Annotated in this window: 10 protein-coding genes and 2 riboswitches; of the genes, 5 read left to right on the forward strand and 5 right to left on the reverse strand. The window is 61.5% G+C overall.

Annotation, left to right across the window (positions count from 1 at the left end; genetic code table 11):
• Positions 1 to 47 precede the first annotated feature (47 nt).
• Complete coding sequence (gene metH, locus AC1RPZ_RS10010; RefSeq protein WP_493136882.1) at positions 48 to 3,758, reverse strand: methionine synthase; 3,711 nt, start codon at positions 3,756 to 3,758, stop codon at positions 48 to 50.
• A gap of 155 nt (positions 3,759 to 3,913) precedes the next feature.
• Between metH and AC1RPZ_RS10015 the strand changes: the two genes are divergently transcribed.
• Both AC1RPZ_RS10015 and nfuA read left to right on the forward strand, forming a co-directional pair.
• Positions 3,914 to 6,205, forward strand: a complete 2,292-nt coding sequence (locus AC1RPZ_RS10015; protein ID WP_493136883.1) for a fatty acid cis/trans isomerase — start codon at positions 3,914 to 3,916, stop codon at positions 6,203 to 6,205.
• Positions 6,206 to 6,316: 111 nt separating this feature from the next.
• A complete protein-coding gene (gene nfuA, locus AC1RPZ_RS10020) occupies positions 6,317 to 6,901 on the forward strand; it encodes a Fe-S biogenesis protein NfuA (protein ID WP_007946504.1) in 585 nt (194 codons plus the stop codon).
• A 183-nt stretch (positions 6,902 to 7,084) separates the two neighbouring features.
• Here nfuA and cobM read toward each other — a convergent pair whose 3' ends face one another.
• The 4 genes from cobM to AC1RPZ_RS10040 all read right to left on the reverse strand — a co-directional run bounded on the left by cobM (position 7,085) and on the right by AC1RPZ_RS10040 (position 9,230).
• Entirely contained in the window at positions 7,085 to 7,831 is a 747-nt protein-coding gene (gene cobM / locus AC1RPZ_RS10025; RefSeq protein WP_493136884.1) for a precorrin-4 C(11)-methyltransferase, read from the reverse strand.
• Between the two features lie 81 nt (positions 7,832 to 7,912).
• Positions 7,913 to 8,326 (reverse strand): cobalamin biosynthesis protein, encoded by a 414-nt coding sequence (locus tag AC1RPZ_RS10030; RefSeq protein ID WP_493136885.1) that lies wholly within the window; start codon positions 8,324 to 8,326, stop codon positions 7,913 to 7,915.
• A complete protein-coding gene (locus AC1RPZ_RS10035; RefSeq protein ID WP_493136886.1) occupies positions 8,323 to 9,024 on the reverse strand; it encodes a CbtA family protein in 702 nt (233 codons plus the stop codon). Before AC1RPZ_RS10035 ends, AC1RPZ_RS10030 begins: the two co-directional genes overlap by 4 nt.
• 11 nt (positions 9,025 to 9,035) lie before the next feature.
• Entirely contained in the window at positions 9,036 to 9,230 is a 195-nt protein-coding gene (locus AC1RPZ_RS10040; protein ID WP_493136887.1) for a CbtB domain-containing protein, read from the reverse strand.
• 99 nt (positions 9,231 to 9,329) lie between these two features.
• Positions 9,330 to 9,555: riboswitch (cobalamin riboswitch) on the reverse strand.
• A 187-nt stretch (positions 9,556 to 9,742) separates the two neighbouring features.
• A riboswitch (cobalamin riboswitch) is annotated at positions 9,743 to 9,953 on the forward strand.
• A 102-nt stretch (positions 9,954 to 10,055) separates the two neighbouring features.
• On the opposite strand from AC1RPZ_RS10040, the gene cobW reads away from it, so the two are divergent.
• The 3 genes from cobW to AC1RPZ_RS10055 are packed head-to-tail and all read left to right on the forward strand — an operon-like array spanning position 10,056 to position 15,908.
• Positions 10,056 to 11,108, forward strand: a complete 1,053-nt coding sequence (cobW, locus tag AC1RPZ_RS10045) for a cobalamin biosynthesis protein CobW (protein WP_493136888.1) — start codon at positions 10,056 to 10,058, stop codon at positions 11,106 to 11,108.
• Positions 11,109 to 11,111: 3 nt separating this feature from the next.
• The gene (gene cobN, locus AC1RPZ_RS10050) at positions 11,112 to 14,885 is read left to right on the forward strand and encodes a cobaltochelatase subunit CobN (protein ID WP_493136889.1); all 3,774 of its coding nucleotides are present in this window, start codon (positions 11,112 to 11,114) and stop codon (positions 14,883 to 14,885) included.
• 15 nt (positions 14,886 to 14,900) lie between these two features.
• Positions 14,901 to 15,908, forward strand: coding sequence for a magnesium chelatase ATPase subunit I (locus AC1RPZ_RS10055; RefSeq protein WP_493136890.1), 1,008 nt, complete (start codon positions 14,901 to 14,903; stop codon positions 15,906 to 15,908).
• Position 15,909 lies beyond the last annotated feature (1 nt).

A 15,909-nucleotide genomic window follows, 5' to 3' on the forward strand; every position in this document is an offset into this window, starting at 1 on the left:
GTACACATGACCGTGTAGGAGCTGCCGCAGGCTGCGATCTTTTGATCTTAGTTGTCGTAACCCAGGTTCGGCGCCAACCAGCGTTCGCTCACACTCAACTCCTGGCCTTTACGCGCGGTGTAGCTCTGCACCTGATCCTTGTCGACTTTGCCCACGGCAAAGTACTGCGCCTGCGGATGGGCGAAGTACCAACCGCTGACGGCGGCCGCCGGGAACATCGCGTAGTGCTCGGTGAGGAACACCCCGCTGCGACCGGCGTGCATTTCGCTGGCCTCAGGATCCAGCAGCGCGAACAGCGTGCCTTTCTCGGTGTGGTCCGGGCAGGCCGGGTAGCCGGGGGCAGGGCGGATGCCGGTGTATTGCTCTTTGATCAGCGCCTCGTTGTCGAGGGTCTCGTCCTTGGCATAACCCCAGTAGTTCTTACGAACCTGCTGGTGCAGCCACTCGGCACAGGCCTCGGCCAGACGGTCGGCCAGCGCCTTGACCATGATCGAGTTGTAGTCGTCGCCAGCGTCCTGATAGGCCTTGGCGACTTCTTCGGCGCCGATCCCGGCGGTGGTGATAAAACCGCCGACATAGTCGGTAATGCCGCTGTCTTTCGGTGCGACGAAGTCGGCCAGGGAGAAGTTCGGCTTGCCGTCGGTCTTGATGATCTGCTGGCGCAGGTGATGCAAGCGGGCCAACGGCTTGCCGTCGTCGCCATAGACTTCCAGGTCGTCGTCGTGCACCTGATTGGCCGGCCAGAAACCAAACACCGCACGGGCGCTGATGAGCTTCTCGTCGATCAGTTTGGCGAGCATTTCCTGAGCGTCGGCGTACAGCGCGGTGGCGGCTTCACCGACCACTTCGTCCTGGAGGATGCGCGGGAACTTCCCGGCCAGGTCCCAGGAGATGAAGAACGGCGTCCAGTCGATGTACTCGGCCAGCACCTTCAAATCGATGTTGTCCAGCACCTTGGCGCCAGTGAAAGTCGGCTTGACCGGCGCATAGCTGCTCCAGTCGAACTGCGGCTTCTTGGCGATCGCCGCCGGGTAGCTCAAGCGCTCGGTGCGGGCACTGCGGTTAGCCGTACGCTCGCGGACTTCGATGTATTCTTCGCGGGTTCTTTCGACGAAACCGGCCTTCAATTCCTTGGACAGCAACTGGGTCGCCACGCCGACTGCGCGCGAAGCGTCGGTGACGTAGACCACCGCGTCGTTGCTGTACTTGGGTTCGATTTTCACCGCCGTGTGAGCCTTGGAGGTGGTCGCGCCACCGATCATCAGCGGCAGATGGAAATCCTGGCGCTGCATTTCGCGGGCCACGTGGACCATCTCGTCCAGCGAAGGCGTGATCAAACCGGACAGGCCGATGATGTCGCACTTCTGCTCTTTGGCCACTTGCAGGATTTTTTCTGCCGGGACCATCACGCCGAGGTCGACGATGTCGTAGCCGTTACAGCCGAGCACCACGCCAACGATGTTCTTGCCGATGTCGTGCACGTCGCCCTTGACCGTGGCCATCAGGATCTTGCCCTTGGCTTCCGGTTTGTCGCCTTTTTCCAGTTCGATGAACGGGATCAGGTGCGCAACTGCCTGCTTCATCACGCGGGCGGATTTCACCACCTGCGGCAGGAACATCTTGCCGGCGCCAAACAGGTCGCCAACGATGTTCATGCCGGACATCAGCGGGCCTTCGATGACCTCGATCGGGCGGGCGAAGGACTGCCGGGATTCTTCGGTGTCTTCCACAATGTGCGTAGTGATGCCTTTGACCAGCGCGTGCTCCAGACGCTTGTTGACGTCCCAGCTGCGCCACTCTTCGGTCTCGGCTTCCTTGACGCTGCCATCGCCTTTGTACTTGTCGGCGATAGCGAGGAGGGCGTCGGTGCCGTTCGGGGTGCGGTTGAGCACCACGTCTTCGACCGCATCGCGCAATTCAGCCGGGATCTGGTCGTAGATCTCCAGCTGGCCGGCGTTGACGATACCCATGGTCAGGCCGTTGCGGATCGCATACAGCAGGAACACCGAGTGGATCGCTTCACGCACCGGGTTGTTGCCACGGAACGAGAACGACACGTTGGACACGCCACCCGAAGTCAGCGCGTAGGGCAGTTCGTCACGGATATAGGCGCAGGCGTTGATGAAGTCGACTGCGTAGTTGTTGTGCTCTTCGATGCCGGTGGCGACGGCGAAGATGTTCGGGTCGAAGATGATGTCTTCTGGCGGGAAGTCGACTTCGTTGACCAGAATGTCATAGGAGCGTTTGCAGATTTCTTTCTTGCGCGCTTCGGTGTCGGCCTGGCCGGCTTCGTCGAAGGCCATCACCACCACGGCAGCGCCATAGCGCTTGCACAGTCTGGCGTGGTGAATGAACTGCTCGACGCCTTCCTTCATGCTGATGGAGTTGACGATGCCCTTGCCCTGGATGCACTTGAGGCCGGCTTCGATGACTTCCCATTTCGACGAGTCGATCATGATCGGCACGCGGGAGATGTCCGGCTCGCCGGCGATCAGATTGAGGAAGGTCACCATGGCCTTCTTCGAATCGAGCATGCCCTCGTCCATGTTGATGTCGATCACCTGTGCGCCGGCTTCGACCTGTTGCAGGGCGACTTCCAGGGCTTCGGTGTAGTTGTCTTCACGGATCAGCCGGGCGAACTTGGCGGAGCCGGTGATGTTGGTCCGCTCGCCGACGTTGACGAACAACGAGCTGCGATCGATGGTGAACGGCTCCAGGCCCGACAGGCGGCACGCCTTGGGGATGTCCGGAATCTGCCTCGGCGCATAGCCGGCGACCGCTTTGGCGATGGCTTCGATGTGCCCTGGCGTGGTACCGCAGCAGCCGCCGACGATGTTCAGGAAACCGCTTTGGGCGAACTCTTCGATGACCTTGGCGGTTTCCACCGGCAGCTCATCGTATTCACCGAATTCGTTCGGCAGGCCAGCGTTCGGGTGCGCCGAAACGTAGGTGCCGGCCTTGTTCGACAGTTCTTCCAGGTACGGACGCAGCTCGCGGGCGCCGAGGGCGCAGTTCAGTCCGACGGAAATCGGCTTGGCGTGGGCGATGGAGTTCCAGAAGGCTTCCGTGGTCTGGCCGGACAGGGTGCGGCCGGAGGCATCGGTGATGGTCCCGGAAATCATGATCGGCAGCTCGAAACCGACTTCCTCGAACACGCCCTGCACGGCGAAGATCGCGGCTTTGGCGTTCAGGGTGTCGAAAATGGTTTCGATCAGGATCAGGTCGGCGCCACCTTCGATCAGGCCTTTGGTGGCCTCGGTGTAGTTTTCCACCAGTTCATCGAAGGTCACGTTGCGGTAGCCAGGATTGTTCACGTCCGGCGACAGCGAGCAGGTGCGGCTGGTCGGGCCCAGGACACCGGCGACAAAACGTGGTTTGTCCGGGGTTTCGAGGGTCTTGGCGTCCGCCACCTTGCGTGCAAGGCGTGCGCCTTCTACGTTTAACTCATACGCCAGGCCCTGCATGCCATAGTCGGCCTGAGATACCTGAGTGGCGTTGAAGGTGTTGGTTTCCAGAATGTCGGCGCCGGCATCCAGGTATTGCTTCTCGATCGCCCCGATCACGTCCGGGCGGCTCAGTACCAGCAAGTCGTTATTACCCTTGACGTCGCTTGGCCAGTCGGCAAAGCGTTTGCCACGGTAGTCCTGCTCCTCGAGCTTGAAGCTCTGGATCATTGTGCCCATGCCGCCATCGAGAATCAGGATGCGCTCTTTGAGGGCTTGCTTGAGGACGTGTAGGCGAGCACTGCGATCGGACATTAGGACTACCTGGTAAGGCCGTTACGAAGGGCCAGCATCATAGCAAACCTGTGCGCTTTTAGAGTATGAGCTGCTTTTGCATGAATATCACTCATGTTGGTGACCGGACCAGACCGGTAGAATCGCGACGTTTTTTCATGATCGGGACCAGGGATATGTCGTATCGCGTTTTCATCAGCCTCTTTGTGCTGCTTATAAACAGTGCCGCCACAGCACAAGGCACGGCGCCGACGATCTCCTATACCCGCGACATTCAGCCGATCTTCACTGAAAAATGCGTGGCCTGCCATGCCTGTAATGACGCCGCCTGTCAGCTCAACCTGGGCAGTGGCGAGGGGGCGGCGCGTGGCGCGAACAAGATCCCGGTCTACGCCGGTGATCGCAGCCAGGCGTCGGAGCCGACACGGCTGTTCTATGACGCTTTTGGCAAAGCGGCCTGGCAACGCAAGGACTTCTACTCGGTACTCGATGCCCAGGGCAGTCAGGCTGCGCTGATGGCGCGCATGCTGGAGCTGGGACACAGAACCCCGCTGCAACCCAATGCCAAGCTGCCGGAAGAGATTGTGCTTGGGCTCAATCGCGAGAACATGTGCCCGATGCCAGGGGAGTTCGAGACCTATGCCAGCGCCCATCCGAAAGAAGGGATGCCGCTGGCGGTGACCGGGCTGACCGATCAGCAGTACCAGACGCTGCAACGCTGGCTGGCCTCTGGTGCGCCAATCGACCAGCAGGGCCTGGTCCCCAGCGCCAGGGAAGCCTTGCAGGTGGTGCAGTGGGAAAACCTGCTCAACGCACCGGGTGCCCGTGAAAGTCTGGTAGCACGCTGGTTATTCGAGCACTGGTTTCTCGCTCATCTCTACTTCAAGGACGGCGAGCCGGGGCACTTCTTCCAGTGGGTGCGTTCGCGCACACCGACGGGCCAGCCAATCGACCTGATCAACAGCCGCCGCCCGAACGACGATCCGGGCACCGAGGTGTATTACCGCTTGTGGCCGGTGCAAGGGGTGATCGTGCACAAGACGCACATCACCTATCCGCTGAGCCCGGCGAAAATGGCCCGGATCAAAACCCTGTTCTACAACGGCAACTGGCAGGTCCACGCCTTGCCGGGTTATGGCCCGGAACGTCGTGCCAACCCGTTCGAAACTTTCCAGGCGATTCCGGCCCAGGCGCGTTATCAGTTCATGCTCGATAACGCCGAGTACTTCGTGCGCACTTTTATCCGCGGCCCGGTCTGTCGCGGGCAGATCGCCACCGATGTGATCCGCGACAACTTCTGGGCGTTCTTCCAGGCGCCGGAGCACGACCTGTACATCACCGACCCGAGTTATCGCGGCAAGGCCACGCCGTTGCTGGCCATGCCCGGTCAGAATGACGATGTCGGCAGTGTGTTGAGCCTGTGGCATGCCTACCGCGACAAGCGTAACGAGTACGAAGCCTTGCGTCGTGACACCTACGCCGATGCGCCAGCGCCGAGTTGGTCGACCTTGTGGGCCGGTAATGACAACGCCTTGCTGAGCATCTTTCGGCATTTTGACAGTGCTTCAGTGAACAAGGGGCTGATCGGTGAAGTGCCGCAGACCATGTGGTTGTTCGACTTTCCGTTGCTGGAGCGCACCTATTATCAGCTGGCGGTCAACTTCGACGTGTTCGGCAACGTTTCCCATCAGGCGCAGACCCGACTGTATTTCGACTTGATCCGTAACGGCGCCGAGCAGAATTTCCTGCGCCTGATGCCGGCCGATTCACGCGATGGGTATCTGGACGACTGGTACCAGAGCAGCGGCAAAATCAAAATGTGGCTGGATTACGAAAGCATCGACAATGACAAACCGACCGCGTTGAAGCTCGACGAAAAAGACCCGAAACGCGACTTCGCCCAGCAATTACTGATGCGTTACGGTGAGCTGAACGCCAGGCCTGATCCGATCAACCGTTGCGACGACGCCTATTGCTCACGGCCCAATATCGATCCGGCCTTGCAGAATGCCGAGCAGGCGTTGAGCCGCCTGACCGCACGCCCGGCGGCCGGGCTCAAGGTGATCGATCAGTTGCCGGAAGCGACGATGCTGCGCATCGAAAGTCGCAGCGGCAAGCGTGAGGTTTACAGCCTGCTGCGCAACCGTGCCCACAGCAACGTGGCGTTCCTGCTCGGCGAGGCACTGCGCTATCAGCCGGGGCTGGACACGGTGACCATTTATCCCGGCGTGATCAGCAGCTACCCGAACTTCATGTTCAACATCCCGGCTGAACAAGTGCCGGCGTTTGTCGCTGAGATGGAGAATGCCAAGGATGCCCAGGGTTTCGAGAAAATCGTCGAGCGCTGGGGCATTCGCCGCAGTCATCCGCAGTTCTGGCAGTATTTCCATGATTTAAGCCGCTACATCCGCGAAACCGATCCGGTGGAAGAGGGCGTACTGGACATGAATCGCTACGAAAACCTGTGATCGACTGGCCGATCGCCCTTGCGGTGACCGGATCTTTCCCGACAAAAATACTGGGACTTTGTCCGGCGCGATGATTGGCGTAAACTGCGCCCAAGCCTGCGAGGAATTTCCATGACCGCCATTACCATTACCGACGCCGCCCACGATTATCTGGCTGATCTGCTTTCCAAGCAGAACACCCCGGGGATCGGCATTCGGGTCTTTATCACCCAGCCTGGCACTCAATACGCCGAAACCTGCATTGCCTATTGCAAGCCGGGCGAAGAAAAACCTGAAGACACAGCGCTGGGGCTCAAAAGCTTCACCGCTTACATCGACTCGTTCAGCGAAGCGTTCCTGGACGATGCCGTGGTCGACTACGCCACTGACCGCATGGGCGGCCAGCTGACCATCAAGGCGCCAAACGCCAAAGTACCGATGGTCAACGCCGACAGCCCGGTCAACGAGCGCATCAACTATTACCTGCAAACCGAAATCAACCCGGGGCTGGCCAGCCACGGCGGTCAGGTCAGCCTGATCGATGTGGTTGAAGACGGCATCGCCGTGTTGAAGTTCGGTGGCGGTTGCCAGGGCTGCGGCCAGGCTGACGTGACCTTGAAGGAAGGTATCGAGCGCACACTGCTCGAGCGTATTCCCGAGCTCAAGGGTGTACGTGATGTGACCGACCACACGCAGAAAGAAAACGCCTACTACTAAGGTGTTCGCTGCGAAATGAAAAAACGGCGCCCCGTGAGCGCCGTTTTTTATGGGTGTAATTCGCTGGCGCCATCGTCGGATCGCCGCCCGGAGCAAGCTCGCTCCCACCTTGATTCTGGTCGTACACAAGTCCTGTGCTCACTGAAGATCTACTGTGGGAGCGAGCTTGCTCGCGAAGAGGACCTAAGAACGATACAAATGCGCATGCCCTGCGCGATACAGCGATGACTCGCTAAAGGCGTCACTACCCAACACCCGTCCCACCAGAATCAGCGCCGTACGCCGAAATCCCTTGGCCTGAACCTTCTCGGCGATATCTGTCAGCGTCCCCAGCACCCAATCCTGATCCGGCCAGCTGGCCCGGTGAACCACCGCAATCGGGCAGTCCGCGCCGTAATGCGGCAGCAGTTCAGCGACAATTTTCTCCAGGTGATTGACCCCCAGATGAATCGCCATGGTCGCGCCATGCTGGGCCAGGCTACTGAACGCTTCGCCCGGCGGCATCGCGGTTTTGTCGGCGTAGCGGGTGAGGATGACGCTTTGTGAGATGTCCGGCAGCGTCAACTCGGCGCCCAACAGCGCCGCGCAGGCCGCCGTGGCGGTGACGCCGGGGATGATTTCAAACGGGATGTCGAGCTCGCGCAGGTAACGAATCTGCTCACCGATCGCCCCATACAGGCTCGGATCGCCAGAATGCACCCGCGCCACATCCTGGCCTTTGTCGTGGGCGACTTTGATCAGCTCGATGATCTGTTCCAGATGCAATTCGGCGCTGTTGACCACCTGTTCAGCCTGATGGCCTTCCAGTACGGCTGCAGGCACCAGCGAGCCGGCGTAAATGATTACCGGGCAGCTGCGGATCAGCCGCTGGCCCTTGACGGTAATCAGTTCCGGGTCGCCGGGACCTGCGCCAATGAAGTAGACGGTCATGGCCGGCTCCTGTGAAAAATGGTCAAGGCAAGGCTTGAGATGAAGATTGCTCATGATCGAAGGCGGGGATTGTCGGGGATTTTACGCAGCGCCGGCCAATGCAAACGTCGCCTGGGCATATTTTTGTCGCGGGATCAGCAATTTTGCCGGCGCCTGGGCCAGTTGTTCGGCGAGGGCCAGTGCCGCACTTTCGGCAACGCCATAGCAACCGGTGCGCTCGAAGGCGATCTGCGAGTGATGGCTGAGTTGTGGTTGATAGCCGGCCAGTTGTTCACTGCTGAAACACATCAACGGCAGCGCCAGTTGCGCCGCCAACTCGATCAGGCCGGGCTCATCACGTTTCAGGTCGATACTGGCCAGGGCCCGGACCGCTTGAAGGTCAATCTGATGCATCTGCAAGGCCTGGTCGAGCAACGCGCGCAGCGTGCTGGCCGGGCAGCCGCGCTGGCAGCCCAGGCCAATCACCAGGGTCGGCGCTGCGCCCGTTTCACTCATGCGTGGTATTGACCTGCGCTTTTGCGGCGGAACAACCACGCGCTGATCAGGCCCAGGGCCAGCCAGAACGCAACGTTGGTCAACTGCGAAGCGATTTTGAACTGCGCTTCGAGGGCTTCTGGGGCCAGCATCGAATGCACTTCAGGTTGTGGCGCGCCGATGATGTGCGGTACGGCCAGAATGGCGACACCGAGCACCTTCAGCAGCCAGTGCCGGGCGAACACGAGCAGGGCGATACCCACGGCGGTGGACGCTGCCGTGCTGATCCACCAGATCTGCCGTTGTGCCAGATCAGCGGCGGCAGTCCCCGGCAGTTCCGGCGGCAGGCCCAGGGTCGGTGCCAGAACGAAGGTTGCATAACCGGCCAGCCCCCAGAGCAGGCCCTGAGAGGTGCGGCTCGGTGCGCGCAGGGTGTAGAGACCGGCGAGCATCAGCGCAAAACCGACGGCCACCACCAGGTTACCGCCGGTGGTCGACAGCACGCGCTGCCAGCCGTCTTCCGGCTCCCAGGCCTCTGCATCATGGGTGTGGCCCGCCATAGCGCCTTCGGCATGTTCATGGACTTCAGCCGCCGGGGCTTTTTCGTAGGTTTCCGCCTGAAGAATCAGCGGCGCGACCCAAAAGCTTTGCAACAGGGTCAGCAGCAGGGCGGCCAGCAAGCCGGTGAAACCTGCGGTTTGCGCTATACGCTTGATCATGTCAGCAGGTCTCAATGGCACGGGAAGGCAGAGCTGTGACGGGTATCGTGGGCGGCGTTGTGCACCGCGTCGATGTGCGAGAAGCCGGCGAAATACACAAGGCTTGCGCCCAGAATCGATGCGCCGATAGCGGCAACGAGGCGTTGGCTCAGGGTGGACGTGGTGCTGGCGGTGGCGTGGCGAGTGTTGCTGATAATGATCGACATGGCGCTTCCCTCTGGTCAGTCAGGGGTGAATCGAGCGCATGAAAACCCCTGCGAGCCAGGCACGCAGAGGCTAAAACAGCGCCCGCCCACCGCGGGTTTGTTATTGATGTGTTGCGGGCCGGTCTCCGGGCTCACGAGGGGCTGGCATTCGCCGAACCTGCAAGAGTCACCTTCCCATGCCGAACTGTTGGCACAGTGGATCTGACTCTTCGCTCGCTTACCGTTGCGGGGGCAGCACCGGACTGACATGGCTTTTGAGTAAAGCACATGATTCACCGATTTCCCGTTTCACCCTGTGAAGGGCACCCGTAACAAGGCGTGTAGGAGAGCATGGGCCGGGGATACGCGTCAATTGGCAAGCGTTCTCAACGCGATACCGAGGCGCCGCCCATCGCGAGCAAGCTCGCTCCCACAGTTGATCGCGTTCCAATGTGGGAGCGAGCTTGCTCGCAATGGCGTCATCACAGCCGCTACACCACTCAGGTGAACATTGACCCGCCCCGATGCGATGCGTAGCCTTGCGCTTTCGAGGTTCTTTGGCGCGTGCGCCGAAGCTAAGACGGGAACGCGGTCAATGCCGCGGCTGCCCCCGCAACTGTGAACGGTGCTGTTTCTGCCATGCCACTGCTGGCTCTACCCAGAGCTGCGGGAAGGTGCAGAAGCCGCCAGTCGAAAGACCGGCCCACCGTCAGCCAGGAGACCTGCCTCGACACAGATTCTCACTTTCAACCGGGCGGGGTGATCCGGTGGCGAACTCTTCAGGCATGCGCGTGCGCGTTGCCGGTTGTCGTCCCGTATGCCCGCCACCTTGCCAAAGGGCATCCGATGAAAACACTGGCCAAACTTCCTGTCACCATCGTTACCGGCTTCCTCGGTTCGGGCAAAACCACCTTGCTGCGGCACATGCTCGATAATGCCCAGGGCCGGCGCATCGCGGTGATCGTCAACGAGTTCGGCGAGCTGGGCATCGATGGCGAAATCCTCAAGCAATGCTCCATCGGTTGCACTGAAGAGGAAGCCAATGGCCGCGTTTATGAGCTGGCCAACGGCTGCCTGTGCTGCACGGTTCAGGAAGAGTTCTTCCCGGTCATGCGTGAACTGGTCGCCCGTCGCGCTGACCTCGATCACATCCTCATCGAAACCTCCGGCCTGGCCCTGCCGAAACCGTTGGTTCAAGCCTTCCAGTGGCCGGAAATCCGCAGCGCCTGCACTGTGGACGCAGTGATCACCGTGGTCGACAGCCCGGCCGTGGCCGCCGGCACCTTCGCCGCGTTCCCGGACCAGGTCGACGCCCAGCGCAAACTCGACCCGAACCTGGACCACGAATCGCCACTGCACGAACTGTTCGCCGACCAACTGGCCAGCGCTGACCTGGTCATCCTCAACAAAGCCGACCTGATCAGCCCGGCGGATCTGGCCAAAGTGCGCCTGGAAGTCGCAGAAGAACTGCCGCCAGCGGTGAAAATCATCGAAGCCAGCAGCGGTCGTCTGCCGCTGGACGTGTTGATCGGCCTGGGTGCCGGCTCTGAAGAACACATCGACAGCCGTCACAGCCATCACGATCACCACCACGACGGTGACGACCACGACGCTTTCGACTCGATCTCTATTGAACTGCCGCAAGCCGACGAAAGCCTGTTACTCGACGCCCTGACCCAATTGGTGGTCCAGCACGGCATCCTGCGGGTCAAGGGTTTCGCCGCGATCCCGAACAAGCCGATGCGCTTGCTGATCCAGGGCGTGGGCACACGTTTCGACAAGCATTTCGACCGTCAATGGGCCGCAGACGAAACGCGCAGCACACGTCTGGTGCTGATCGGCCAGCAACTGGACGCGACCTTGCTCGAAGCGCAATTGCGCGCCGCGCTCAGCGTTTAATCCATGCACCTGCTCAGGACCCAGCCCGGCGGTTTCGTCTCGGATGACAACATTGCCGACCTTGGCCAAACCCCCGCCGAGCTGGTGATTCTGTGCAGCGGCGACTCCAGCCTGGCGCTGCTCGCCGAAGCGGCGCAGCAGTTGCCCGAGGACTACCCGAGCCTGCGCCTGGCCAACCCGATGCAGGTGCAGAATCACGCCTCGGTCGATTTGTATGTCGACGAAGTGCTGCGCCACGCCAAGGTGATTCTGATCTCGCTGCACGGCGGGATCGCTTATTGGCGCTACGGTATCGAACGTCTGGTGGAGTTGTCGCAACGCGGCGTCCAGTTGATTTTGGTGCCGGGCGATGACCGTCCCGACCCGGAACTCAGCGACCTGAGCACCGTGCCTGTCGAAGACCGCGAACGGCTTTGGCATTTCCTGCGTCAGGGCGGCATGGGCAATGCGCTGGATTTGTATCGCTGTCTGGCCAGTCGTTGGTTGGGGCGCGATTACCGCTGGTCTGAACCGCAGACCTTGCCGCGTACCGCGATCTACCACCCAGACAAAAGCCACGCGACCCTGAGCGATTGGCAAGCCGACTGGCAGGTTGATCAACCGGTGGCGGCGGTGCTGTTTTACCGCTCGCATTTGCAGGCGGCGAATACTGCCTTCATCGATGTTTTCTGCCAGCGCTTGCAGGCTGCGGGGTTGAACCCGTTGCCGATTGCGCTGGCCAGCTTGAAAGAACCCGGCTGCCTGACGGTGGTCGAGGATTGGCTGGATGAAGTGCAGGCCTCGGTGATCCTGAACACCACCGGTTTTGCTCAATCCAGCCCCGAAGCACCGCACCTGCGGCCATTCCGGCGCAATATTCCGGTGATCCAGGCGATCTGCGCCCAGGACAACGAACCCGGTTGGCGCGCCAGCGAGCAAGGGCTTGGTCCACGGGATCTGGCGATGCACATTGCCTTGCCGGAACTCGATGGGCGGATCATCAGCCGACCGATCAGCTTCAAGGACCTGGCCTGGCGCAGTGAGCGTAGTCAGTCCGACGTGGTCTGCTATCGACCGCAGCCCGAGCGCATGGACTTTGTCGCTGAACTGGCGCGGCGCTGGGTCGAACTGGCGCGGGTGGCGAATACTGAAAAACGTGTTGCGCTGATCCTCGCCAACTACCCGACCCGCGATGGACGGATTGGCAACGGCGTTGGCCTCGACACGCCGGCAGCGGCGTTGAATATCCTGCGGGCGCTGCATGCCGAAGGTTATCCATTGCCCGCCGATTTACCGGAAAGCGGCACCGCGCTGATTCAGCAGTTGCTCGGCGGGGTCAGCAATGACCTGGAGAGCATCGACCTGCGCCCGTGCCAGCAAAGCCTGGCGCTGGACGACTATTTCTCGCTGTTCAACGCGTTGCCCGAAGCCAACCGCGCGGCGGTGCTGGAGCGCTGGGGAACACCCGAGAACGACCCGATGTTCCGTGGCGGACGCATGATGGTTGCCGGCTTGCGGTTTGGCCTGACCTTTGTCGGCATTCAGCCGGCGCGCGGTTATCAGGTCGATCCGAGCGCGGTCTACCACGATCCGGACCTGGTGCCGCCCCACGGGTATCTGGCGTTCTACTTCTGGTTGCGTCAGGCGTACGGCGCCCACGCGGTGATTCACGTCGGTAAGCACGGCAACCTCGAATGGTTGCCGGGCAAGGGCGTTGGCCTGTCTGAAAGCTGTTGGCCCGATGCGTTGCTCGGGCCGCTGCCGAATATTTATCCGTTCATCGTCAACGACCCGGGAGAGGGCGCGCAGGCCAAACGTCGGACTCAGGCGGTGATCATCGATCACCTGATGCCGCCACTGACCCGCGCCGAAACCTACGGCCCGTTGCGCAATCTGGAACTGCTGGCCGACGAGTATTACGAAGCGCAATTGCTTGATCCTCGGCGTGCTCGCGAGTTGCAGCGTGACATTCTCAATCTGGTGCGCGAAACCCATATCGACCGCGAGTTGCAGCTGGACGAGAAGCTCGACAGCGACGCGGATGCGGCGATCTGGTTGCCGCGTCTGGACACCTACTTGTGCGACTTGAAAGAGTCGCAGATCCGCGACGGCCTGCATGTGTTCGGCGAATCGCCGAGCGGTCGGCTGCGCATCGATACCTTGCTGGCGTTGCTGCGCATTCCGCGTGGCGACGGTCGCGGTGCGCAATCGAGTCTGTTGCGGGCCTTGGCCAAGGCGTTCGCGCTGGGCTTTGATCCGCTGGATTGTGTGTTGTCCGATCCTTGGTCTGGGCCGAGGCCGGCTGAGCTGCTAACCCTCAGCGATGAGGCGTGGCGCACCGCTGGCGATACTCGCGAACGCCTTGAACTGTTCGCGGCGCAGTTGATCGAGCAGGCGCTGAGCACCGATATCGAGCGGTTGAGTCAACCCGGTTGGAGTGATGTCAGTGCGATCATCGACAGCTTGCGTGATGTGGTCGCGCCGCGACTGGACGCCTGTGGCCCGGCAGAAATGCGCGGTTTGCTGGATGCGCTCAGCGGCCGGTTTGTCCCGGCAGGTCCCAGCGGGGCGCCGAGTCGCGGGCGCCTCGACGTGCTGCCCACCGGACGCAACTTTTTCTCGGTGGACGTGCGCAACCTGCCGACCACCACCGCCTGGCGCATTGGTTTCCAGTCGGCGAACCTGATTCTTGAGCGGCATCTTCAGGATCACGGCGATCATTTGCGTCAGCTCGGGTTGTCGGTCTGGGGCACGGCGACCATGCGCACTGGCGGTGACGATATCGCCCAGGCCATGGCGCTGATGGGCGTGCGTCCGGTCTGGGCGACGGGCAGTCAGCGGGTCGACGACTTCGAAATCCTGCCGCTGAGTCTGCTCGACCGGCCGCGCGTGGACGTGACCTTGCGCGTCTCCGGGTTCTTCCGCGATGCCTTCGCCAATCTGATTCGACTGTTCGATGCGGCTGTGCAAGCGGTTGCCGCGTTGGACGAGCCGGACGATATGAACCCCTTGGCGGCCAAGGTTCGCGCTGAACGTGAAGCGCTGATCCAGTCCGGACTGGATGAAGACGCCGCCGCACGACAGGCTGGTTGGCGGATTTTCGGTGCCAAACCCGGTGCTTATGGCGCAGGCGTGCAGGGCGCTATCGATGGCCGTTTGTGGCAAAGCCGCGAGGATCTGGCCGAGGTCTACCTGAATTGGGGTGGCTACGCTTACGGCGGTTCCGATGAGGGTACGGCAGCCCGCGAGCAGTTCGCCCAGCGCTTGAGCCAGGTTCAGGCGGTGCTGCAAAACCAGGACAATCGCGAGCATGACTTGCTCGATTCCAATGACTATTACCAGTTCCAGGGCGGCATGCTCGCCGCTGTCGAAAGCCTCAGCGGCGAAGCGACGGCGAGCTACCATGGCGATCACAGTCAGCCGGACTTGCCGAAGATCCGCACGCTGAAGGAAGAGCTGAACCGGGTGATCCGCTCCCGGGCAGCCAACCCGAAGTGGATCGAAGGGGTCAAGCGGCACGGCTACAAAGGCGCTTTTGAACTGGCGGCCACCGTCGATAACCTGTTCGCTTTCGACGCCACCACGCAGCTGATCGACGACCATCAGTACGCCTTGCTGGCCGACGCTTATTTGCTTGACCCGTCGACCCGCGAATTCGTCCAGCAGCATAATCCGCACGCCTTGCGCGACATGACCGAACGCATGCTCGAAGCTCAGCAGCGGGGGATGTGGCAGGAACCGGGCGAGTATCGGCAGGCGTTGGAGAATTTGCTGCTGGATATCGAAGAAGATGTTTGAGAACGAGACAACCCGATGACAGACACTCCGCATTTCCCGCTGTCCGCCGTGGTCGGCGCCGATGCCCTGAAACTGGCGTTGTGCCTGACGGCCATCGACCCGAAAATCGGCGGTGTGCTGATCGAAGGTCCGCGGGGCATGGCCAAGTCGACGTTGGCCCGTGGCCTGGCGGATTTGCTCGCCAGCGGGCAGTTCGTCACCTTACCCTTGGGCGCAACCGAAGAGCGACTGGTCGGCACCCTGGACCTGGACGCCGCGCTGGGCGAAGGCCGTGCACAGTTTTCTCCGGGAGTGTTGGCCAAGGCCGACGGCGGCGTGTTGTATGTTGATGAAGTGAATCTGCTGCCCGATCATCTGGTGGATTTGCTGCTCGACGTCGCGGCCAGCGGCACCAACCTGGTCGAACGCGACGGCATTTCTCATCGGCATTCGGCGCGCTTTGTGCTGATCGGCACCATGAACCCGGAAGAGGGTGAACTGCGCCCGCAATTGCTCGACCGTTTCGGCCTGAACGTCGCGCTCAGCGGTCACACGGCGCCGCTTGAACGCGGTCAGATCATCCGGCGCCGGCTGGATTTCGACAGCGATCCCCAAGGCTTCTGCGCCCAATGGGAAGCCCCGCAGCAGCAATTGCGCGAACGCTGCCAGCGCGCTCGTGCGGCACTGGCGAGCATTCCTCTGGACGATCAGGCGCTGGTACAGATCACCGAGCGTTGCTTTGCCGCTGGGGTCGACGGCTTGCGCGCCGACCTGGTCTGGCTGCGTGCCGCTCGCGCTCATGCAGCGTGGCGTGGGGCAGAGGTGATCAGCGAGGACGATATCGATGCAGTGGCCGAGTTTGCCTTGCGTCATCGTCGTCGTGACACTCCACCGTCTGCACCGAGCCAGAACCCCGCGCCAGACTCGTCCGCAGCCCAACAACCGAACCCCGGCGAAGGCCAGGGCCAGTGGGGTGAAATGCCGGCTCAGGCATTACCCACCGGCGCCCGTCATGAAGTGCCGAGCTGGCCAAAAAAGCCCTAGG

Source organism: Pseudomonas sp. GW822-FHT02D10 (assembly GCF_058802345.1).

Bases quoted from the DNA above. Each gene is read 5' to 3' on its own strand.
- metH (WP_493136882.1), bottom strand. From the start codon at position 3,758: ATGTCCGATCGCAGTGCTCGCCTACACGTCCTCAAGCAAGCCCTCAAA.
- AC1RPZ_RS10015 (WP_493136883.1), top strand. From the start codon at position 3,914: ATGTCGTATCGCGTTTTCATCAGCCTCTTTGTGCTGCTTATAAACAGT.
- nfuA (WP_007946504.1), top strand. From the start codon at position 6,317: ATGACCGCCATTACCATTACCGACGCCGCCCACGATTATCTGGCTGAT.
- cobM (WP_493136884.1), bottom strand. From the start codon at position 7,831: ATGACCGTCTACTTCATTGGCGCAGGTCCCGGCGACCCGGAACTGATT.
- AC1RPZ_RS10030 (WP_493136885.1), bottom strand. From the start codon at position 8,326: ATGAGTGAAACGGGCGCAGCGCCGACCCTGGTGATTGGCCTGGGCTGC.
- AC1RPZ_RS10035 (WP_493136886.1), bottom strand. From the start codon at position 9,024: ATGATCAAGCGTATAGCGCAAACCGCAGGTTTCACCGGCTTGCTGGCC.
- AC1RPZ_RS10040 (WP_493136887.1), bottom strand. From the start codon at position 9,230: ATGTCGATCATTATCAGCAACACTCGCCACGCCACCGCCAGCACCACG.
- cobW (WP_493136888.1), top strand. From the start codon at position 10,056: ATGAAAACACTGGCCAAACTTCCTGTCACCATCGTTACCGGCTTCCTC.
- cobN (WP_493136889.1), top strand. From the start codon at position 11,112: ATGCACCTGCTCAGGACCCAGCCCGGCGGTTTCGTCTCGGATGACAAC.
- AC1RPZ_RS10055 (WP_493136890.1), top strand. From the start codon at position 14,901: ATGACAGACACTCCGCATTTCCCGCTGTCCGCCGTGGTCGGCGCCGAT.